The 21,160-nt window shown below is 59.7% G+C and carries 25 protein-coding genes and 1 tRNA gene; 11 read left to right on the forward strand and 15 right to left on the reverse strand.

The genetic code is table 11. The features are described 5' to 3' along the window. The first annotated feature begins 2 nt into the window (after positions 1-2). The 5 genes from fdh3B to glp all read left to right on the forward strand — a co-directional run bounded on the left by fdh3B (position 3) and on the right by glp (position 3,959). Positions 3-626 (forward strand): formate dehydrogenase FDH3 subunit beta, encoded by a 624-nt coding sequence (gene fdh3B / locus KUV86_RS00810; RefSeq protein WP_206938871.1) that lies wholly within the window; start codon positions 3-5, stop codon positions 624-626. Between the two features lie 9 nt (positions 627-635). Beyond that, positions 636-1,721, forward strand: a complete 1,086-nt coding sequence (locus tag KUV86_RS00815; protein ID WP_222483282.1) for a formate dehydrogenase subunit gamma — start codon at positions 636-638, stop codon at positions 1,719-1,721. A gap of 159 nt (positions 1,722-1,880) precedes the next feature. Then, a complete protein-coding gene (locus KUV86_RS00820) occupies positions 1,881-2,222 on the forward strand; it encodes a DUF1244 domain-containing protein (RefSeq protein WP_206938875.1) in 342 nt (113 codons plus the stop codon). Continuing rightward, on the forward strand, positions 2,219-2,746 hold the full coding sequence (gene moaB / locus KUV86_RS00825; RefSeq protein ID WP_206938882.1) for a molybdenum cofactor biosynthesis protein B: 528 nt from the start codon (positions 2,219-2,221) through the stop codon (positions 2,744-2,746). The genes KUV86_RS00820 and moaB overlap by 4 nt, the downstream gene beginning before the upstream one ends. Next, complete coding sequence (gene glp, locus KUV86_RS00830) at positions 2,736-3,959, forward strand: gephyrin-like molybdotransferase Glp (RefSeq protein WP_222483283.1); 1,224 nt, start codon at positions 2,736-2,738, stop codon at positions 3,957-3,959. Before moaB ends, glp begins: the two co-directional genes overlap by 11 nt. Here the strand turns inward: glp and KUV86_RS00835 are convergent. The 6 genes from KUV86_RS00835 to KUV86_RS00860 form a co-directional block, all read right to left on the reverse strand. Further along, a complete protein-coding gene (locus KUV86_RS00835) occupies positions 3,945-4,535 on the reverse strand; it encodes an ACP phosphodiesterase (RefSeq protein ID WP_222483284.1) in 591 nt (196 codons plus the stop codon). The two genes, glp and KUV86_RS00835, sit on opposite strands and share 15 nt — an antisense overlap. Before the next feature lie 8 nt (positions 4,536-4,543). Next, positions 4,544-4,897, reverse strand: a complete 354-nt coding sequence (locus KUV86_RS00840; RefSeq protein ID WP_206938885.1) for a TusE/DsrC/DsvC family sulfur relay protein — start codon at positions 4,895-4,897, stop codon at positions 4,544-4,546. 153 nt (positions 4,898-5,050) lie between these two features. After that, a complete protein-coding gene (gene tusB, locus KUV86_RS00845; protein ID WP_222238508.1) occupies positions 5,051-5,341 on the reverse strand; it encodes a sulfurtransferase complex subunit TusB in 291 nt (96 codons plus the stop codon). A gap of 131 nt (positions 5,342-5,472) precedes the next feature. Continuing rightward, entirely contained in the window at positions 5,473-5,862 is a 390-nt protein-coding gene (locus tag KUV86_RS00850) for a DsrE family protein (protein WP_222483285.1), read from the reverse strand. Between the two features lie 43 nt (positions 5,863-5,905). After that, positions 5,906-6,298, reverse strand: a complete 393-nt coding sequence (gene tusD / locus KUV86_RS00855) for a sulfurtransferase complex subunit TusD (RefSeq protein WP_222163787.1) — start codon at positions 6,296-6,298, stop codon at positions 5,906-5,908. 134 nt (positions 6,299-6,432) lie between these two features. Further along, positions 6,433-7,104, reverse strand: coding sequence for a Bax inhibitor-1/YccA family protein (locus KUV86_RS00860; protein WP_206938901.1), 672 nt, complete (start codon positions 7,102-7,104; stop codon positions 6,433-6,435). Positions 7,105-7,435: 331 nt separating this feature from the next. Here KUV86_RS00860 and KUV86_RS00865 point away from each other — a divergent pair. Further along, positions 7,436-7,525: transfer RNA gene (locus tag KUV86_RS00865), tRNA-Ser, on the forward strand. A gap of 631 nt (positions 7,526-8,156) precedes the next feature. Then, positions 8,157-8,357, forward strand: a complete 201-nt coding sequence (locus KUV86_RS00870) for a hypothetical protein (RefSeq protein ID WP_206938923.1) — start codon at positions 8,157-8,159, stop codon at positions 8,355-8,357. Positions 8,358-8,486: 129 nt separating this feature from the next. Here KUV86_RS00870 and KUV86_RS00875 read toward each other — a convergent pair whose 3' ends face one another. Next, a complete protein-coding gene (locus KUV86_RS00875) occupies positions 8,487-9,287 on the reverse strand; it encodes a M48 family metallopeptidase (RefSeq protein WP_222483286.1) in 801 nt (266 codons plus the stop codon). 244 nt (positions 9,288-9,531) lie between these two features. Beyond that, positions 9,532-11,238 carry a potassium/proton antiporter gene (locus KUV86_RS00880; RefSeq protein WP_206938927.1) on the reverse strand — a complete coding sequence of 569 codons (1,707 nt, stop codon included), beginning with the start codon at positions 11,236-11,238 and terminating at the stop codon, positions 9,532-9,534. A gap of 147 nt (positions 11,239-11,385) precedes the next feature. On the opposite strand from KUV86_RS00880, the gene KUV86_RS00885 reads away from it, so the two are divergent. Further along, positions 11,386-12,687 carry an ABC transporter substrate-binding protein gene (locus KUV86_RS00885; protein ID WP_222163783.1) on the forward strand — a complete coding sequence of 434 codons (1,302 nt, stop codon included), beginning with the start codon at positions 11,386-11,388 and terminating at the stop codon, positions 12,685-12,687. A gap of 135 nt (positions 12,688-12,822) precedes the next feature. Here the strand turns inward: KUV86_RS00885 and KUV86_RS00890 are convergent, their stop codons facing one another. After that, positions 12,823-13,599 carry an alpha/beta fold hydrolase gene (locus KUV86_RS00890; RefSeq protein ID WP_222483287.1) on the reverse strand — a complete coding sequence of 259 codons (777 nt, stop codon included), beginning with the start codon at positions 13,597-13,599 and terminating at the stop codon, positions 12,823-12,825. A gap of 124 nt (positions 13,600-13,723) precedes the next feature. Beyond that, the gene (locus KUV86_RS00895; RefSeq protein ID WP_222483288.1) at positions 13,724-14,410 is read right to left on the reverse strand and encodes a 7-cyano-7-deazaguanine/7-aminomethyl-7-deazaguanine transporter; all 687 of its coding nucleotides are present in this window, start codon (positions 14,408-14,410) and stop codon (positions 13,724-13,726) included. Positions 14,411-15,152: 742 nt separating this feature from the next. On the opposite strand from KUV86_RS00895, the gene KUV86_RS00900 reads away from it, so the two are divergent. Then, positions 15,153-15,482: an ArsR/SmtB family transcription factor gene (locus tag KUV86_RS00900; protein WP_206938942.1), complete on the forward strand. Its 330-nt coding sequence runs from the start codon at positions 15,153-15,155 to the stop codon at positions 15,480-15,482. A gap of 151 nt (positions 15,483-15,633) precedes the next feature. Here KUV86_RS00900 and sohB read toward each other — a convergent pair whose 3' ends face one another. Next, positions 15,634-16,659, reverse strand: a complete 1,026-nt coding sequence (gene sohB / locus KUV86_RS00905) for a protease SohB (protein WP_222483289.1) — start codon at positions 16,657-16,659, stop codon at positions 15,634-15,636. A gap of 157 nt (positions 16,660-16,816) precedes the next feature. On the opposite strand from sohB, the gene KUV86_RS00910 reads away from it, so the two are divergent. Further along, entirely contained in the window at positions 16,817-17,122 is a 306-nt protein-coding gene (locus KUV86_RS00910; RefSeq protein WP_222163780.1) for an SCP2 sterol-binding domain-containing protein, read from the forward strand. A 175-nt stretch (positions 17,123-17,297) separates the two neighbouring features. Here the strand turns inward: KUV86_RS00910 and nudC are convergent, their stop codons facing one another. From nudC to KUV86_RS00930, 4 genes are read right to left on the reverse strand one after another with little or no spacing between them, the layout of a single operon-like run. Continuing rightward, entirely contained in the window at positions 17,298-18,077 is a 780-nt protein-coding gene (gene nudC, locus KUV86_RS00915; RefSeq protein ID WP_222163779.1) for an NAD(+) diphosphatase, read from the reverse strand. Then, positions 18,077-18,853, reverse strand: a complete 777-nt coding sequence (dnaQ, locus tag KUV86_RS00920; protein ID WP_206938950.1) for a DNA polymerase III subunit epsilon — start codon at positions 18,851-18,853, stop codon at positions 18,077-18,079. Before dnaQ ends, nudC begins: the two co-directional genes overlap by 1 nt. A gap of 39 nt (positions 18,854-18,892) precedes the next feature. Then, the gene (gene rnhA, locus KUV86_RS00925; protein WP_206938954.1) at positions 18,893-19,354 is read right to left on the reverse strand and encodes a ribonuclease HI; all 462 of its coding nucleotides are present in this window, start codon (positions 19,352-19,354) and stop codon (positions 18,893-18,895) included. 6 nt (positions 19,355-19,360) lie between these two features. After that, positions 19,361-20,137 carry a class I SAM-dependent methyltransferase gene (locus KUV86_RS00930; RefSeq protein WP_224852104.1) on the reverse strand — a complete coding sequence of 259 codons (777 nt, stop codon included), beginning with the start codon at positions 20,135-20,137 and terminating at the stop codon, positions 19,361-19,363. 178 nt (positions 20,138-20,315) lie between these two features. Here KUV86_RS00930 and gloB point away from each other — a divergent pair, with 178 nt between their 5' ends. Beyond that, a complete protein-coding gene (gene gloB, locus KUV86_RS00935; RefSeq protein ID WP_206938963.1) occupies positions 20,316-21,098 on the forward strand; it encodes a hydroxyacylglutathione hydrolase in 783 nt (260 codons plus the stop codon). The last annotated feature ends 62 nt before the right edge of the window (positions 21,099-21,160 follow it).

Below are 21,160 nucleotides of genomic sequence, written 5' to 3' on the forward strand. Positions count from 1 at the left end.
AGATGGCCCAAATGAAATTCATGTGTGACGCAGAGCGCTGCATCGAGTGCAACGGCTGCGTTACCGCCTGCAAGAATGCCAACGAGGTCGAGTGGGGAATCCAGCGCCGGCGCGTGGTCACCCTGAATGATGGTGAACCCTCCGAAGTCTCCATCTCGGTGGCCTGCATGCACTGCGATGACGCCCCCTGCATGGCCGTCTGCCCCACCGACTGCTTCTACAAGACAGATGACGGCATCGTCCTGCACGACAAGGACCTGTGCATCGGCTGCGGCTATTGTCTTTACGCCTGTCCTTTCGGCGCCCCCCAGTTCCCTCAGCAGGATGCCTTCGGCGAACGCGGCAAGATGGACAAATGCACGTTCTGTGCTGGTGGTCCCGCGGACAGCCCGGAAGAAGAGTACGAGAAGTACGGCGCCAACCGTATTGCGGAAGGCAAGCTGCCGCTGTGCGCTGAAATGTGCTCTACCAAGGCTCTGCTGGCCGGTGATGCCCAGACCGTAGCGGATATCTTCCGCGAGCGGGTCGTCCGTCGCGGCCACAAGGACGGCGCCTGGTCCGCTATCGGCAACGGGTCGCCCTCGGCGATCGACGCAATGGCCTACGATGCGACTCAAGACCAGTGAGGAGGCCCCATGAACATGCGTGATGTCTTGAGCCGGCTGGGCCAGGGGTTTCGCTTGCCACGGCTAGCGGTAGCCCTTCCAGGAATAGCCCTGCCCGGTTTACTCCTGCTGGTCGCCCTGGCCTTTGGTAGCGCTGCACTGGCTGCCGACCCCAATGCGGAGATTGCGGTCGCCGTGCCCGCCGCTGACGCAGATACCTGGCGACAGGTGAAGGATGGTGAGTCCTTCATCGATACTCGCCATGATTCCACCTACAGCCTGATCAACCAGAGTGGTGAGACCTGGCGTCAATGGCGCAACAAATGGGTATCGCCATTCGGGCTGGTGGCGGTGGGCGGTATGCTGGTCATGATCACGATCTTCTATCTGATCGTGGGGCGCAGCCAGCTCGATGAACCGCGCACCGGTCGCAAGCTGTTGCGCTGGTCGGTCTTAAGCCGAGCACTGCATTGGACCTTGGCCACCCTGTTCCTGATTCTAGCGCTGACCGGGCTCAACATTCTGTATGGCAAGTTTGTGTTCAAGCCCTTGTTCGGGGATGCGGTATGGGCGGCCATGATCAGTGGCACCAAGTTCCTGCACAACTATATCGGCCCCTTCTTCGGCATCCTGCTGATCTTCGTGCTGGCGAAATTCCTGAAGCACAACTGGATCAAGCGCCATGATATCGAGTGGTTCAAGCAGGGGGGCGGCATGATCGGGGACAAGCATCCGGATGCGGGCTTCGCCAATGGCGGGGAGAAGGCGTGGTTCTGGATGCTGGCGACGGCGGGCATGGTGGTCTTTGCCAGCGGACTGGTGCTGGACTTCCCGAACTTCGATCAGAGCCGCGACACGATGCAGTGGGCCAACATCATTCACGCCGTAGGTGCACTGATTCTGACCGCCGTTTCCTTCGGCCATATCTACATTGGCACCCTCGGCACAGAAGGTGCGTTGGAAGGCATGACAACGGGATACGTCGACGAGACATGGGCCAAGCAGCACCACAACTTGTGGTACGAGGAGGTCAAGGATCAGGCCGGTGAAGCACCAGCGGCACAGCCCCACGACGATCAGGCCGACAGCGCCCCCTCCTCGTCCTCACCCTCGTGATCATCAAGGGCTATTGTCCATCGCAGTGACGGTCAAAGCTGCACATCGCTTCACACGTCGCCCCGACTCATGTTCGGGGCGACGTGTTTCTTGCGGGCGGGCTTGGCGTTACCATCATGGCATCCGGCTTTGTGCTCGACATATTTTCTGGAGAACCTCATGCAACATCTCGATGAACACACGCGCACTGAAGTGGAAGCGGCAGCCTTCCGTCGTCTCCTGAAGCACCTTGATGACAACAAGGACGTCCAGAACATCGATCTGATGATCCTGGCAGACTTCTGTCGCAACTGCCTTTCCAAGTGGCTGGTAGCAGCCGCCGATGAGCGCGGTGAAACCATCGACTATGAAAGCGCCCGCGAGTACGTCTACGGGATGCCCTACAGCGAATGGAAGGAACTCTACCAGGCAAAGGCCACGCCAGAGCAGATGGCCGCCTTCGAGGCACGCCAGCAGACCAAGCGTGACAAGCAGCAGAGCAAGGAGAGCCCGAGCTCATGAGCCACGATGCCATGATCGGATTGAAGATCGCCGTCCTCACCGTCTCCGATAGCCGAGATGAAGCGACCGATCGCAGTGGACAGGCATTGGTCCAGCGCCTGGAAGATGCCGGTCACCAGCTGGCCGACAAGCAGATCGTCATCGACGATATCTATCGTATTCGTGCGGTGCTGTCCCAGTGGATCGCGGACCCGGAGGTTCAAGTGGTGCTGACCACGGGCGGCACCGGGTTTACCGGCCGTGATTCGACGCCAGAGGCCGTCAGTGTACTGCTCGACAAGCGAATTGAAGGCTTCGGCGAACTCTTCCGCCAGCTGTCGTGGCAGGAGATTGGAAGTTCTACCGTCCAGAGCCGCTGCCTGGGCGGCATGGCCAATCGCACGGTCATTTTCTGCCTCCCTGGTTCTACAGGGGCTTGCCGCACCGCCTGGGATGGCATCCTTGCCGAACAGCTGGACAGTCGCCACAAGCCCTGCAATTTTGCCAATCTCGTGATTGCGGAGCGCGGACAGCATGACCATTGAGCCGTCGAGCAGGCTGGCACCGATGCAGGACGCCCTGGACACCCTCCTGGAGGGCGTAAAGGCCCTCCCCGAGGAGACCGTCAGCTGCGACGTCGCCGACGGCCGAGTGCTGGCCAGGGACGTCAAGGCCGTGCTGGACGTACCGCCTTTCGACAACAGCGCCATGGACGGCTATGCCCTGCATCATGAGGATGCCGGCCGGCGGCTACCCGTGGCGCTGAGGATGGCGGCAGGATCGCCCACGGCGCAGCTTGAACGAGGCACCTGTGCACGCATCTTTACCGGTGGCGTGCTGCCACAGGGCGCGGACTGCGTCGTGATGCAGGAAAAGGTGGAGCGTGACGGCAATATCGCGATCATGCCAGCGACGATTCCTGTCGGCGACAACGTGCGCAGGCAAGGGCGTGATGTCACCAGTGGCGACACCCTGCTGGCAGCGGGCACGCGCCTCGATGCCGCTGCCCTGGGGCACCTGGCAGGCCAAGGCATCGTCGAGGTGGCTGTCCACCGCCGACCCCGTGTCGCCCTGCTGTCGACCGGTGACGAGATCATTGACCCGGGCAAGACGCTAGCCCCCGGTCAGATCTACAACTCCAATCGTGCCATGCTACTCAGCTTGCTGCAGCGGTTCGGTGCCGAGGTGGTACTAACCCGCAGCGTGCCAGACACTGCCGAGGGTACTCGCGCGTGTCTGTCTGAAGCTGCCGCGATGGCCGATCTGGTGGTGTCTACGGGTGGGGTCAGCGTAGGCGAGGAAGACCACGTCAAGGCAGCCCTGGAACAGCTGGGTCACCTGGATCTATGGCGCCTCGCCATTCGCCCTGGCAAACCCCTGGCGTTGGGCCACCTGCCAAATGAAAAAGGACATGCGACACGCTTTGTAGGTCTACCTGGCAATCCAGTCTCCAGCTACGTCGGTGCCTGGCTATTCTTGCGCCCACTGCTCGGCGGCATGCAGGGTTGCCAGCAAATGGCTGAGCTACCACGCATTTGGGCACAAAGCGATTTCAGCACCGGCACGGGGCCACGCCAGCACTACATGAGGGTTTCCCTCGACTTCCGTCAAACTGGCATTGTGGCGAAAGCCTTCGACGACCAGAACTCAGGCGTCCTATCTTCCTGCATCAATGCCGACGCCTTGGCCGTCATTCCACCGCACACCGAGATAAGCCCTGGGGATGCCGTCGAATGCCTGTGGCTACGAACGTCCTGAGAGACGTGGGGAGACTTCCCAGTGGCGACGGGTATCCCGCCACAGGATGGCGAAGTCTTCCCGCAGGACGTCGTAATCCTGCTCCAGGTGCGGCACCAGTTCCGCCAGCCGATTGGGACCCGATAAACGCGTACCAATGCCGGCAATCGCGCGGGTGGTGAACGCCAGGCTGGAATAGCGCCGCAACCAGTCCTCACGCACCATCACGGGCACCATCTGGGCCAGCCGCTGCGGCGCACCATGCCGCTCGAACAGTCTGTAGCAGCGATCAATCAGCTCATCCCGCTCGCGCCACCGATCGCCGCCCAGCTCATCAGCGAGAAAGTGGTCCCACATCATGTCCAGCGCAATACCGGCAACGCGACGCCCACCTGCTGGCGCACGAGCCCGTGCGGCAGCGACTCGGGGGTGATGATCGACAAAGGCATCAACCTGGCGATGATGGAGCACGCCTTCCGCGACTGGCGCTGGCCACGCAGACAGGTCGGTCCCCTTGACGCCGTCGGCAATCAAGTTGCCGAGGAGAAAACCGTCACTGCCCTCGCGGGCCAGCCAGCCATGAGCCAGGAAATTCACAGCCGAGCCTAGAGGCAATTGGTCGGTTTAGGCAATCCAGCAAGGCGGGCGCCTAGCTTCGGCGGACTGCCCGGAAATAACCGCATGAGATAGATCGAGCTAGCCTTGTCCTGGCCAAGGGCCTTGCCCACCGCCTTTACCAGCGGGCGCATGGCTGGCGACTGCTCGTAGCGTCCGTAGAACTCCCGCAGCACGTGGAGGATCTCCCAATGCTCCTCGGTAAGCACCAGGCCCTCCCGCCCTGCCAGCGCCTCGGCGACTTCAGGGGTCCAGTCGTTAAGATCGACAAGGTAGCCCTCGGGATCGAGTCCGATGGTGCCCGTGCCAAGGTTGAGTTCCTCAGCGGTCTGTGTCGTTGCCATGATGACGCTCTCCTGCTGGACGACGCTGATGACGGTGAATACTGAACGCCATGCCTGTATGGCGCTAGATAACAATAGATGGGGGCACTGACAGCGAGCATAAACCCCGCGAATCGCTAGGGATGGCAGCTGGCTATCACCAGGCTTCCTGACTCAGTACCAGCTCACCACCTTGGTGGCCTGCTCCGTCAAGGCGACAAACTCCTGGATATCAATGACGGTGATGCTATCGGAACAGGCATCGACGAGACCTCGCGAGGCCAGATCCTCTCGTAGCGCGAACACTCTGCCAGTGAGCTGAGGCCAGCGCCCAGCCTGGGCTGGCAGGCTCCCCAGGACACCATCCTCTATGAGCAACAGGCAATCTGCCTCGGTCATGGCGGCCAACGCCTGAAGGTAGACTGACGAATCTAGCGGCGAGCGATTGAGGGTATGCAGAATCATTGTTGCTCCACACGGGCGACAAATGGCAATGGTGCAATAGATGGGTGAAGTCGATGGGTGCAATAGATGAGCCGTGACTCAACCAGCAGGATCGCTTCCGTCGTCCATAGACAGTGAACGCCTCGCAGGCCTCAGAACGTCATTACCAGCGAATGGCATGCCATCAACTGAGCGACACCGCCACTGTCGACAGCGGTGACGTCGATGGCCAGCGCGTCTGCCGACATGTCGAGGGCTTCCAGACTGGCACTGTCGGCATAGCACCGATCGATGTCATACATCTCGAGCATGTCCAGCGTCGGCAGAGTTCCCTTCTGGTCCAGCGGGCCTTTGACCTGACCTGGCATCAAGGCGGCCACGCCACTGCCCATGAACAGAAGCGATACACGGCGCCCAAAGGCGGCAGCCACCAGAGCAGCATCAAGCCCTTCCTTCAGCGCGATACCTGAATGAGGACCATGGCGAAGAATCACCAGCAGTTCTCCCGCTGCCCCCTCGTCGACTGACGTCGTTACCGTCATACCCACTCCTCCGGGTTTGTCCCTGGCCGTGACTCCGGTCGCGTCATGCGCCGAAGGTGATCAGACGGTCACAGTCAACACCAAGGTCGATCAGCTGCCCCAGTCCGGTGAGCGTGAAAGGTGGCGCAAGGCTGTGCCCGTCCTTGCCATGTCGCGCCGCCTCAGCGGCATCGATGATGCCGCGTCGAAGAGCCGCCGCAATGCACACCTCGAGCCTTACCTCATGGTCACGCTGAAGATCTACCCAGCCATCGACAATCTGCGGCTCGTCCTGGGGCGGGGTCGCCAGGCTCGCCGCATTGTGAACGCCATCAGCGTAGAAGAACACGGCTTCCAGGCGGTGACCACGCGCTATCACCGCCTGGGCGAAACGCAGTGCACTATGGGCTGCCTGAGAGCTGTAAGGCGCACCCAGCAACAGGATGGCGTAGCGCATATGTCTCTACCCCTGGACAGCGTCATCAACCACTGGCATCGGGTCTATGGCGACACGGAGCCAGCACAAAAAAATGGCCCCGCATGAGCGGGGCCACCATTCTACGATACTTGTGCCATTCCGTCCCGTCTGGATCAATCCTGGCTGACAACGCCCAGCAGTGACAGCAGGCTGATGAACAGGTTGTAGATCGAGACGTACAGGGTAATGGTAGCGAGGATATAGTTGGTTTCACCGGCCCGATGAACGATCTCGCTGGTTTGATACAGGATCGCTGCCGAGGAGAACAGGACAAAGCCCGCAGAGACCATCAGGGACAGCGAAGGAATGTTGAAGATCAGCGCGGCAACCATGGCCAGGATCAGCACGATGGCACCCGCCATCATGAAGTTGGCCAGGAAGCTGAAGTCCTTGCGGGTGATCAGCGCGACCGCCGACAGACCGAAGAAGGTCAAACCGGTCATGCCCAGCGCGGTCATGATCAGTTCAGGGCCATTCGACAGCGTCAGGTAGGCGCTGAGAATAGGACCAAGGGTGAAGCCCATGAAGCCGGTGAAGGCGAACGTCGCCAATAGCCCCATGGCGGAGTTAGCGGTCTTGTGAACCAGGAACATCAGGCCGTATGCGCCAATGAAGAACACCAGAATGTTCATCTGCTGAACGCCGAGGGCCACTGCCGCCCCCGCTGTCACCGCAGAGAACAGCAGTGTCATCGCCAGCAAGCCGTAGGTATTGCGCAAGACCTTATTGGTCGCAGCTACCTGCGTCTGGGTCTGACGACTCACCTGTGACTCTTGATAAGCCATGTATCCGTAGCTCCCTGTTTGTGGACATGCATTCGACACAGCATGCCCATGGGAGGTTCCCGGCGCAAGACGTCCACCTGCGCGGTTTCAACGAAGGGAATTCACCTGACTGGCGCCGCATCCCCGCCACACTTGGCTCGAACAGCGTTTCCTATTGGCGACAAAAAATTGCTTAGCTGCACATTTCTTGCGCAGTTTCCCCCTTGCCAATCACCTGAGCCAAAGATTAGAGACCTGGCTGACGAGGGCTCCTCGGGTAAGCCGTAACACATTGATCGCACACAACTGTTGACGTGAGAAGAAAAGCTGGTAAAGTACATCGCCGTGAGCCGGAGGGATGGCAGAGCGGTTGAATGCACCGGTCTTGAAAACCGGCAAGGGTTAACGCCCTTCCAGGGTTCGAATCCCTGTCCCTCCGCCACCTCGAATTGCCAAACGCCGAATCTGTCCTGCAGATTCGGCGTTTTCGTGATGGTATACCCACCTGGATCGTCAGCACGATCAACCCCACTCTCACCATACTGATGAATTACGAGCCAACTGACCGCGCATTCAGCGGTGCCCCGCGCTTGTCTTTTGTCTCTAGCCGCTACTCTCTTCTCTCTTCTCTCTTCTCCCTTATCCCTTCCCACTTTGCTTATTGTTGTTGTTTCTTGTCGGTGTCTCTGCCCTCATCTTCGACCATTGAGCCGGCACTCAGGTTGACGCCCGCCGTTTGAGCAGCAGCTGCCTATAGCGCTCCCAAGCGCTGCGCCTGGCGACCGCACTGACGTGATATCATTAGCAGACTAGGCATTAGCAGATGCCAGGGAATGATCGGTCCGAATGCTGAAGCGCCGCGCCCCCCCCTGGGGGCAAATGATGCGGACGGACTGAACCATTTTGTTCCGTCATACTCTTATTGCTCAATAAGATATCGCTTAATGAATACCCTAATCATTACTCAGCATACGGCGCGTGACATCATCGTTGAAGGCTCAGTAAACTTTTGACCATGCTGATTGCTTACAGCACGTAGACTGCGCGCCTTCGCAAAAAGAGCAGAATTACCCATGAAGCACTTTCGCGTCGAGAGCTACCAGACCAAGGCGCTCAAACGTACCCGCTGGGCCGTCGTCGCCTTTTCTGACTCATCACCAGGGGCGACACGCCAGGTGATCTCACGCCATGACAGCCAGGACGCGGCGCGGTCGGCAGCGGCCGCCCTTGCCTTCGAGGACAGGCTCCCCACCCGCCCTGACGATAAAGCGTAAAGAGCGCCCTATTGGCGCGGTATGGCCACCGCCGACCAGCCCAGGATCGCTACAGGCAACGAGACCCGCCAGACCACGTGGGGCCCATGCCAGAGCTGTCAGGCAAAGAGAAAGGATATAGAGGTGGCACTATAGCGGCCGAGCAGAACACCGAGATGGTACCGCCTCTTGATACTGTCTCTTGGCAGCGGCCATATGCTCTCTTAGCCCACTGATGCGGGACTGATGGCCGGGATGCGTGGACAGGATCTCAGGCGGTTGACTGCCGCCAAGCGCCGCCATATTGCGCCACAAGGTGATGCTGGCGCCAGGATCAAACCCAGCGCGTGCCATGATCGCAAGCCCCATCAGGTCTGCTTCTGACTCATGCACCCGGCTGAAAGGCAGCGCAATGCCTAGCTGACTGCCGATCCCCAGAGCTTCCATCAGCGGCTCCTGGCCGACATCGCCCTCGCTGATCAGACCCACCACCAACAGCACCGCCTTGATGCCTAGCTGCTGAGTCAACCGCTCGTTACCATGCTTAGCCAGCACGTGGGCGATTTCATGTGCAATGACGGCGGCCAGCTGGTCCGGGGACTGCGCGACTTCAAACAAACCCGTGTTGACCCCAATACGCCCACCCGGCAAGGCAAACGCATTGGGTGAAGGGGAGTCGAAGAGCACCACCTGCCAGTCCTCGGGTGTCTCCACCTCTGGATATTCCAGGCGAGCTGACTTGATGAGGGCTGCGCTGATGCACTGGACCAGCGCCTTACGCGACACGTCCTGATCCAGAGGAAGCTCATGGCGAAGCTGATCAAAGGCCTGCCTGCCCATATCGCTCATGACGAAACCCGGCACAAGAGCCAGCTGGCTGCGACCAGCCGGCGTTTCGTCGCAGCCGCTCAGCACCACCAGCAGCAACAACAGCAATAGTCGTCTGAGCATGACCATCTCTCCACACGCCTCCCAGGGACGACGCCCCATTGCTCCAAGGCTCTGACAACATGATTCGGACGCCTGCTCACCATCCAGCTGCAGGCTATTCGCCAGGTTTTGTCCGACAAGTCGACGAGCGAAGGTGAAACAAGGCAAACATCGGTGAGAAAGCGCAGTTTACGAGGTGTAAATGAGCATTTAGACCGATGTTTTAACGCCGTATCACCAAGCGCAGGCACTTTCCGTACAAGCCCTAGTACAGGCGCAGCCCCACCTTGGTGATATGGTTTCCCTCCATGTCACTGACCACCCACTGGATACCGTGCCAGTCGACGTCATCGCCCACGACAGGATGACCGCCCAACCGCAGCCCCAGAAACTCCCCTAGCGTCAACGACGCTTCGCCAGGGCTCAGGGTCAATCCGTAAGCGTCGGCCACGTCACCCATGCGCGCCTCAGCATCCAGCGTAAAGGTCCCGAAAAAGGCTCGCTGCTGGCGATGCTTCGCGTCGCCATTGAACAGACGATTCAGCGCAGGCAGGTCATCGCTCTTGCCGATGACACAGATGATGTCGTCCATGCGCAGCTGGGTACTGCCTTTGGGATGCAACATCACGTGCTGACGAAACAGCGCCGAAATCAATGAGCCCGAGGGAAAGCGCAGCAAGCGAATCGGGATGTCTTCAAGATCAGAGTTCTCGACCTTGTAGACAAACATCTCGAAGTCGTTTTCCGGCAAGATGCCAAGCGGGCCGCGATGATTGGGCGTTGCGCTGTCAGGCACCATGACCTTCATCCGCTTGGCCATCCACGGCAAGGTCCCACCCTGAATCAACAGCGATAGCAATACCACCGCAAAGGCCACATTGAAGTAAAGGTCCGCCCGCTCGACGCCGCCAATGACGGGAAAGATGGCCAGCACGATAGGCACCGCGCCGCGCAACCCCACCCAGGAGATAAAGCCGACCTCACGCCAGCGAAAATGAAAGAACGGCTTGAGCGTGAGAATCACCGCCAATGGCCGCGCCACGAAGATCAACGCCAGCGCCACTACCGATGCGGGTAACAGGACGTCGAACAGCGCCGACGGCGTAACCAGAAGCCCCAGCACCAGAAACAGGCCTATTTGACTCAACCATGCCAGCCCGTCGTGTACTGGCAAGATGAAGTTGAGATGACGACCGGGCTGATTACCGATCATCAGGCCCGCCAGATAGATAGCCAGGAAGCCGCTTCCTCCAAGAGCACTGGTCAGGCCGAAGACACAGAATCCCAGGGCCAGGGCCAGCAGCGAGTAGAGGCCAGGAGCCAGGTCAAGGTAGCGCAGCAATCTACCGATCAGCCAGCCCGCGCCGAGACCCAGTGCAATGGCGACGGCGAACTGCTGGATAAAGAACAGCAGCATGTCCAGCGGGCCACCCAGGTCCCCCACCAGCGCTTCGATCAACACCAGTGTCAGAAAGATCGCCATGGGATCGTTGGTGCCGGACTCGATCTCAAGGGTCGCACCAACACGCTCATTGAGATTCAGGCCACGCCCGCTGAGCATGGAAAACACCGCAGCAGCGTCCGTCGACCCGACGATGGCTCCGACAAGAAGCCCCTGCAGCAGCGACAGGTCGAACACCCACATCGCCAACAGCCCCACCAGACCGCTGGTGATGAACACGCCTGCGGTGGCCAATCCCAAGGCCGGCCGGAAACCCACTCGAAAGGTCTTCAGCCGGGTGCGAAGACCGCCATCGAGAAGAATCATCGCCAGCGCCAGGTGACCAATGACGAAGGCTAGGGAATAGTTGTCAAAGTCGATGCCAAGCAGACCATCCTCGCCCGCCAGCATGCCCAGCCCAAGAAAGAGCACCAGAAGAGGCACCCCCGCCAACGCGGAGAGTCGGCTCGCCAGCACGCTCAACGCGATCAAGGTGCCACATAACAGAAAAAGGCTATTGATGGAGTCCATGCGAGTCCCTTGCAAAGTTCGACCACAGTATCTCATGCGGGTCAAACGCTGATCCATCAAGATGTTGATGGATGCCGCTGGTAGGTGAAATTACCGTTGTATACACTAGCCCGCTGGTACGAACGCCTGATCCACGGGAGACACTTGATGGCGAAGTCAATGTCCTGGCGCCATCGTCTAGGCTGGCTCATGGCCACCGCTTTGACACTGGGCTTTATTAGCGCTTCCTGTCCGGCTGCAGACGAGCAGGGCTCAACCGATGCTGCCGTCGCAGTCGACAGCAACGAGGCCGCCACGGCGATCCAGCCGCAGGCTGACAACGATGCTGGGGAGCAGGAAGCGCAGCAGCAAGGGCAGCCCGACGAGAGCACCGCCAGCGCTCAGGACGACCCCACGGATACCCCGCCCGCTGCCGAACACGCCAACAACAGTGCGTCCGGTGCCGAGCGACATGATCCCGCGGCAGCCTATGAAGGCCTGCCCACAGGACCAAGCGTGGATACGCCGTCACGGGCCATCGCGCCATCGATCACCGCGGCGCCGGCAGACCCCATCGCTCCCCCGCCCGTGACCACTCTCAACGTCATTCTCGAATGGACCCCGGGTCCGCAGCACGCCGCGCTGCTCGTGGCGCAACACAAGGGACTGTTCCGGCGCCGCGGACTTGACGTTCATCTCAAGACGCCAGCAGATCCGGACGTGGCGGCCAAGCTGGTCGCTGCCTCACAGGCAGATCTTGCCCTGACAGATCAACTCAGCCTGCATGCCGCCGTCGATGACGGGCGCCCTATTATGAGGGTCGCTACGCTGGTGGAGCTTCCCCTCGCGGCGCTCGTCGTGCGTGACGACATCAACGCCGCCTCAGCGCTGTCATTGATCGATCATCGGGTCGGCTACGCCCAGCAATCCGACAAGGATGTCCTGCTTAGAGCCATTCTGCAGCAGGAGGGATTGAACCTGTCACATGTGGAAGCGAAAGACGTGCATTTCAGCATCATTCGCGCCATGAGCGAAAACTGGGTTGATGCGGTCGTTGGCGGCCACGGCATCTCGCTACCACGCGAATTGGGTGACCTGGGAGTGGCGACGCGAGTCATGTCGGCAGCCTCCTTGGGCATACCAATTCACGATGGGCTCATCCTGGTGGCCAACCAGGAACACTATCAGTCACAGCAGGATGCCATTCGTAGATTCATTGACTCGATTGAGGAAGCCACTCGCTGGATCATCGAACATCCCACCGAGGCGTGGGACATCATGGTGCAACAGCAACCGACCATGGACAGCGCAGCAAATGCCGCCGCGTGGCCCGACATCAGGCGCCGACTCAGCCTCCGCCCGGCGGCCATGGATCACGGTCGCTATCGGCGCGTGGAACGCTACCTGCACGACCAAGGCATAGTGAAGGAGATAACCCCAGTGTCTCGCCTTGGCCGCGACCCAGGCTGAACCTGGGTCAGAGCCCAGAGCCCAGAGCCTAAACCCACGAGCCCCAAGCCCGGTCGCAAGGGCCACGAAATGACCGAGTGCCTTTTATCCGCCTGGCGTTGGCCGTTATCGCGGCACCTGTCGCTGTTAGACTGACTAGGCTAATGGTTCAAGAAAGCGATCGATGCACTGCTGGAATTCCTTGGCCTTCTCGGTATGCAGCCAATGTCCGGCGTCAAGGGTTTCCAGCGAAGCCTCCGGCAGCACTTCACGAACCGCCGCCAACCTGGCGTCAGCCACATAGTCCGAGCGACTACCGCGAATGACGATGGAAGGCACTCGAATGGGACCCTGACCGGCGGGTTCGGCCATGATGTCTTCGTAACTTCCCTCGATGGCATCCAGATTGACCCTTAGGCAAAGTACATTGCCTTCCCCCCGAACGAGGTTGGTCGCCAAGAACATGCGGGTTGGCTTGTCCTCCACATGCGCAGCCATCAGCTCATCAGCTTCTCGGCGGTCCTTGGGGGCAGACGCCTCCACCGCACGTAGCGCCGCGAACACACTGTCATGTCGGTGCTCGTAGGCTACCGGCGCAATATCGGCCACCATCAGGGACGCGACAAGATCCGGATACAGGCGAGCAAGAGACATGACCACCTTGCCACCCATGGAATGCCCCAGCAGGTGGACCTTGTCGGCCCCTGATCCCGTGATGACGTCGGCCAGGTCCTCTGCCATGTCCTCGTAACTCATGCCGTCTGCGTGGGGAGAGCGCCCATGGTTGCGAAGATCGACCGCGATGACACGGCGCTGTTGCGACCAGTGCTTGACGTGGGAGCGCCAGTTGTCGGCGCTACCTAGCAGGCCATGCACAATCACCAGGGGCACTCCCGGCCCACCGCTGTCAGCTACTTCAAGGGCAACCGCCATGTCTGCAACTCCTTCTCTTGCGCAATTCTAGGATCAGCCCCCACCCGCGATGGGGGAAAGAAATGGGGTAAGCACAAAGCTTACCCCGTCGCACCAGCGCCGCAAGGCTGACTTGGCCGTACCACTAGCCACGCCGATCTGCTGCGCGCTCCGGCCAGCGGTCGGCACTGCCCGTGGCGACGATCAGGCGCTGAGTCAGCGTCTTGAGCAACACCCCGTAAAGGGGCAGGAAGAACGCCAGACTGATGGCCAGCTTGATGGCGTAGTCCACTGCCGCAATTTCCGGCCAGTGCAAAGCCATGAAGGGATCAGGCCCCGCATGGAAGGCAATGGCGAAAAACGCCAGCGTATCGACAAGATTACCGAGCAGCGTGGAAGCTGCTGGGGCTACCCACCAGGCGCCCAAGCGCCGTAAGCGATCAAACACCTGCACGTCCAGCAGCTGGCCGAGCAGATATGCCATAAAACTGGCAAGCGCAATACGCGCGACAAAGAGGTTGACCTCATCGAAGGCAGCCATGCCCACGTAGCTTCCCTTGGGAAAAATCACCGACACCAGATAGGAGATCACCAGGGCTGGCAGCATGACCCGCAAGATGATCGCCCGAGCGGGCTCCTTACCGAACAGCCTTACCGTCAGGTCCGTGGCGAGAAAGATGAAGGGAAAACTGAAGGCGCCCCAGGTGGTATGCAAGCCAAATACCGTGAAGGGCAACTGCACGAGGTAGTTGCTGGCGGCAATGACGGCAATATGAAAAGCCACCATAAGTGCCAGCAATCGACGGCGCTGATCGGTCGTAAGCGTCAACATAGCGAACCTTTTTGGTAAGGGGTGAGGGAACCCTGGTGATCGAGTCATGACGACAGACGTCGCGCATGAGGGTGTTGAGAGGCAGCAAACGTAGGCCCTGCTCGGGGAAACCGAGGTAGACCCGAGACGCAAACACCCCAAAAGTGCCTGCCGCGCGCTCTTATGCCGGGTGCAGGATTATACGCACATCGCCATGGCCATGCCATGCATGCCACGCGGCAGCCAGCCTGGAGGCCGCCTGCGCCCCCACCACACGACGATGAGACAGCGTCTGTTAGCGCCCGTTGCGAATCGATTCTCTTTAGTCAATATCGGTAACAACACGAAGGCTATGGTTACTTAACGAGACAATAATTTGCTAATTCTGCTGTAGCGGTCACAAACAAGCGTTTAAGACGCGTTTACTCCTACAATGCGCTATAATTGAGGAGTTTCTTAATCACTGACGCACTGAAAGGCGAGCCGTCCTGGAGCGACATAAGCCTGGAGCAACCCAGGCCTGAAGCAACCTAGGTTCAGAGCACCCCAGGCATACAGCGAAAACGTCTATGGGCTTGTGTTGCAGCCCCAAGCGGGAGCGGGATGGCAACGCTGATCATCCGCGCTCACTTAATCAGGGTGACAAGACATTTATGCGAAACACTGCAACCTCTTGCAACGCCCCACCCGTCCAGAACCTGCTGGACCGCAAGCCAGCGCCGGGTGTCGATATGATCAGTCACCATTGCAGTGGAGAGTGCTGATGAACAGCCAACAACGTGTTGCCGGTCGTCTGCTTGAGGGAGGAGACGCCGTGGTCGATAGGGCCAGCGGCCTGCTCAAGGCGATTGCCAACGACAACCGGTTACGAATTCTCTGCCTGCTGGAAGGACACGAACTCTCCGTCACGGAGCTTAATCAACGACTTAGCCTCAGCCAATCCGCCCTATCGCAACATCTGGCCATTTTAAGGCGCGCGGAACTGGTCACTACGCGGCGCTCCTCTCAGACCATCTACTACTCACTCAATGGTGAAAGTGCGAGCATCATGATCGCCGCGATCGTCAAGATGAACGCCGCCAATGACGATTGATGGCCGTCAGATCGAGACGGACAAAAGGCAGGATGCCAACCGTCTTGAGTATCGCTACAAGGCTTGAGGACCAACGCTGTCACGCAGAGCGTGGCGAAAAACTCAAGCCTTGTGCAGGCGGGTGTTACTCGTCTCCTTCCAGCAATACCCTTTAACGATGCTCCCAGCGGGATGCGTCCAGGCGCTCTTCTACTCTATCAAGGGCCTTGTCCACCACAGCAGAAGAGGAAAAGCCTAGCCGCTGAGCTAGCGTCGGCACTGACGACAGCTTGACGCTAAAGACCCGCCGTTCGGACATCACCTGAGCGAGATAAGCTTCGCTGGTCGCCACTTCATCTGCCAACCCCTTCGCCACGGCTTCCTCGCCATACCAGACCTCGCCAGTGGATACGGCTTCAATATCCACATGGGTACGACGCTCAGCTACGTAGGACTTGAACCTCTCGTGAATATTCTCGAGATCCTGCTGAAGCTTGTCTCGTCCCTCATCGGTATTTTCGCCTAACACCGTCACCGTTCTTTTGTAGCGACCGGCGGTAAACAGCTCGACGTCGATGTCATGGCGCTTCAACAGTCGATGGACGTTAGGAACCTGTGCCACGACACCAATGGAACCGATGACGGCGAAAGGTGCCACGATAATGCGCTTGGCGTTGCAGGCCATCAGATACCCGCCACTGGCGGCCACCTTGTCGACACATACCGTGGTATTGAGACCCGCAGCATTGAGCCTGTCCAGCTCTGCAGCAGCTTGCCCGTAGGCATGGACCACTCCGCCTGGGCTCTCGATACGAACGATGACATCATCCCCCTCACGGGCAGTATCGATCAGCAGTGAGACCTCCCTGGCCAGGCGGTCGACCCCACTGGCCTTGAGATTACCGTGAAAGTCCAGGACCCAGGCAGTAGACCTGCTATCGTCACCTTGGCCTGCCTCTTTCGTCTCGTCCGATGACCTCTTGAAGGGCCAGAGCCCCCGGCGGCGCTTGGGCGACATGGCCTGAACAAGCCTCGCCCGCAGCCGGCGCTGGCGCTGGCCCAAGTCGACAATCTGCAGCTGCTCTCGCCCTTCGCTCCTCTGGCCGCGTGATCCAAGCGCAATCGCTCCCATGACAACCAGCGCGACCAGCAGCAACTGAACAAAAAACGTCACCAATTCACCCAACCACTCTTCCATGACATCCTCCTGCGACACTTATAACGTGAGACGAGGCCGAACAGACAGAATCATGCTTTACAACCACCAGCATGCTCGGCAACGACAATCTCGACCTTGATTAAAACATCCGTTTGAAATACGCTTCCGTACAGATTCCCAGACCCCAGGATGCAACATGTCAACCACCCTCGAGTCCCTGCGCTCTCGCTTCAACCCGGATGCTGCCAAGGGCATGAACGAAGTCTTCCAGTTCCATTTCAGCGATGTCGAAGACTATTACGTGGTCATCGATGATGGCGCGCTGGATATCCAGCAAGGCGAGCATGACGACCCTTCTGTCAGCCTGAGCATGAGCAGTGAGACGCTCAAGGGAATCATGCAAGGCAACATCAACGGCATGACGGCCTTCATGACCGGTAAACTAAAGGCAACCGGCAACATCATGCTGGCGACACGGCTTACCGACCTGTTCCCGAGCTGATAGCCCGCGGCCAGCAGACAAGCTGCTGGCCGCTCCGCGCGACTGTCGTTCTTCGACGCCGACCTGGACTAACCGGCGCTTACACAGCCCATCCCTAAAGCCGTTCATTTCTCAAGCCGCTCATTTCTCAAGCCGTTCACCCCTCAACGAGTTCATCCGCCAAGCGGCTCAGGCCCTAGCCACCCCGGCCGTCGCGCACCTCAGCCAGGTGCAGCTCTATCAGTTCGCGGGAAATCGAGTAGAGAGGGGGAAGCTGGGGTAGTGTGCGCGGTGTAAACCAGGCAGCATCCTGGATTTCATGACCATCAATCCGGATTCTTCGGGTGGAGGCTTCCACCAGATAGCCAAGCATCAGAGAATGCGGAAATGGCCACGCCTGACTGCGAATGTAGCGTAACCGTCCCAACGAGATACCGACCTCTTCATGCACTTCACGATGCACGGCCTGCTCGGCAGATTCGCCAGGCTCGATGAATCCCGCCAGAGTGGAATACCGCCCAGGGGGAAACCTGGGACTGCGAGCCAGCAGCAGCGACTCGCCATGGGTTACCAGGGTAATGATGCACGGTGAAATACGAGGGTAGTTGCGATGACCGCAATGGTAGCAGTGCATCGCAAATTCGTGCTCGAGCCGCGTGGCGGCCTGGCCGCAGCGACCGCAGTAGCGGTGGTTGGCCATCCAGGCCCCCACCTGAAGCGCGGTCGACACGAGGGCGAACCATGACTCGGGTAACTGAGCCAACCATCCACGGCCGTCGATCCAGTCATCCCCTGGCTCGGATTCCAGACGCAGTCCAATCGGGTCGTCGTTCCACCAGCAAAGGGGTTGCACCTGGTCGTCCCAGTCCTGAATCAGCCCCAGTGGCGTATCGTCGACGCCAGGGGCGATGCGTCCTTCCGACAGCCTGATCACTCGGCCGCGCGCTATTCCCTGCGGCAGCTCCCGACGTAGCATCAGTGACTCTCCTCCTTGGGCTGACCTAGGCCAGCATACTCCGGTGCCAAGTGATCCCAATGACACTGGCCCGCCTTGGACCTCACGGCGTCGAGCTTCGCCAGGTGCGCCTGCTGCTCATCCTCATCGGGACGAATCACCGTCAGCCGCCCTGCATCCAGTGACAAGCGGCGCACTGACAACTCACCCGGAACTGCCGCCTGCTGATCCTTGTCATCTCCGGCATCCAGCGTCAGCGCGGTCTGGCCGCCCGTCATTGCTAGATAGACGTCGGCCAGAATCTCAGCGTCAAGCAAGGCGCCGTGAAGCACCCGGTGACCGTTGTCGATGTCATAGCGCTTGCACAGCGCATCCAGGCTGTTGCGTTGGCCGGGATGCAGCTCCCGCGCCATCGTAAGGGTATCCAGCACGCCGCAATGCTGCCTGACCGGACCAGGATAGAGATCGGGCCGAGTCGCCTTCAGCAGCGAGAATTCATGATCGATGAAGCCCACGTCGAAGGGTGCGTTATGGATAACCAGTTCAGCCCCCCGTATGAAGTCCCAGAACTCGGCTGCCACGTCGGCGAAGACCGGCTCGTTGGCGACTCGCTCATTGGTGATACCGTGAATCCCGATGGCTTCAGCATCGATATCACGTTCTGGATTGATGTACTGATGATAGGTGTTACCGGTGAGGCGACGATTGATCATCTCCACCGCACCGATCTCAATCATTCGGTGACCATCGCGGGTCTCGATACCGGTGGTCTCAGTATCCAGCACTATCTGTCGCATGGGGATTTCCTGAATGTGGTAACGCCAGCGCCTGCGGGGTCAGGCGCCGCTCAACAAGTCGTCGATGGCTTCGTTGACCAGCCTGTCGGCAGCTTCATTGCCTGGGTGGCCGCTGTGCCCCTTGACCCAGTGCCACTCGATCTGATGACGCTGGGTCTGGGCGTAGAGCTCGCGCCAGAGATCAGCATTCTTGACCGGTTGCTTGGCAGCTGTCTTCCAGCCACGCTTGATCCACCCGTGAATCCACTCGGTAATGCCCTTGCGCAGGTATTCTGAGTCTGTCCACAGCGCGACTCGGCATTCCCGCTTCAACACGCCGAGGGCGCGTATCGCGGCGGTCAGCTCCATTCGATTATTGGTGGTGTCATGCTCGGCGCCCTTGAGCTCCTTGCGATGGTCGCCACTCTCGAGCAGCGCGCCCCACCCTCCTGGCCCTGGGTTACCTCGACACCCTCCGTCCGTATAAATAGTGACGACAGGGAGTGAGTCCGGTGTGGTCAACGCATTTCACCCTTTTTTCTGCTTCTGATGTTGTCGGACGCTAGGCTCCAGACAGGTGGTACCCAGGTGAGCACCACCGACCTGCAGGCCAAACAGCGGCCGCCGTCCTTGTGTGCACGCCAACTGAGAGCGACAGCGCGCCTGAATGATGTAGCAGTCGCCCATCGGCAGGTTATAGCGCCGACCCAGGGTTTCCAGCATGGTGTTGCGCCCGGACAACCCCGGCAGACGAAAGCGGCAGTAGTCTAACCGGTCGATCTCGACATCGACAAACTCCAGCCAGTCCCTGAGCGTACCCGGTGTTCGCCAGTGTCCCTGACCTGGCAGATGGCGTCGCTGCCGTGGGCTGAGCCTCATCAGCCCGGACACCGACAAGGGAGACCATCCCAGCAGCACCAGCCTGCCCTGCGGCGCCAACACACGCACGGCCTCCTGCAGCAATTGATGAGGATGGGCCACGACCTCAAGCAGATGATTGAGCACTACTAGATCAACCGCCCCATCGGGTAGCGGGAGGCGCTCGGGCAGGCATACCAGCGTGCTGGAACTTTCCGCCAACTCCCTGGTCGGAGACCATCGTATCCAGTGACGTACGGCGGTCATGTCGACCAAAGGTTCGGCCAGAGATAGCTCGAGGCCATGCTGGCCGCACCAGCGCTCCGCCAGAGGACCCAGACAGGCCCTCTCGCAACGGCGGACAGCTTGACCACTGTCACTGGACCAGTAGCGTCGAGCGTGCCGTATCAGGCGCGCGAGCTCCATCGGCTCCGACGCATTTGACATAGTGGACTCGTGCCTCCAAAGTGTCTGATTTTGCAGGGCGAAAAGCGAAGTTTACTGAAGACATCAGCTGCCGCCTGTCGCCACTAGCAGAGCGCCTGCAAGCTAACTAGACGTGTGCGCCTGCGGCATTAAATCCAGTGGCTATCGACTCTGCGGCTTTCGAAGGAACCTGACGACCATGCTAAGCGTGACACCGATTCCTGCCTTTAGCGACAACTATATCTGGCTACTGCGCCAGGATTCGAGTCAAGAGGTCTGCGTGGTCGATCCAGGCGACGCCGAGCCCGTCATTCAGCTGCTCGAACGGGAAAACCTGACGCTGGGATGCATCCTGGTGACCCATCACCATCACGACCATACGGGCGGCATCGCCGAACTGGTCGAGCGCTACTCACCGCGCGTGGTCGGACCCAGAGCATCAGACTCGGACGCTCCCACGGTCGAGGGCATTACCGAGATCGTCGGTGATGGTGATGAACTACGCGTGATGGGGCGCCTGTTCGAGGTGATGGCGGTTCCAGGGCACACCCTCGACCACATCGCTTTCTTCACCGCTGGCATCCCCTCTCTACTGTTTTGTGGAGACACCTTGTTCAGCGGTGGCTGTGGCAGATTGTTCGAAGGATCCCCCGAACAGATGCTGCGCTCCCTCGAGCGGCTGAATACGCTACCAGCCGAAACCCTGGTATTCTCGGCCCACGAATACACCCTGGCCAACCTTGCCTTTGCGCAGGCGGCCAATCCAGGCAACCCCGAGGTTGCCCGTGCCCTGACCGACTGTCAGAAAGCACGTGAACTGGACCGACCCACGCTGCCAACAACGATGGAACGTGAGCGCCGTATCAATCCTTTCCTTCGTTGCGATGATGAGGATGTCAAGCGCGCTGCATCAGCTCATGGGTCGACCGACAGCACGGACGCCACCTTTGCCACGTTGAGAGCCTGGAAGGATGACTTCTAAGGTCGCCATCAACTAGGCGTTCCATGTACATCGCCCCATGACAGGTTCGTGAACCCTTTCAT

The organism is Halomonas sp. DP8Y7-3 (assembly GCF_019801675.1).
Lineage (GTDB): Bacteria > Pseudomonadota > Gammaproteobacteria > Pseudomonadales > Halomonadaceae > Halomonas > Halomonas litopenaei_A.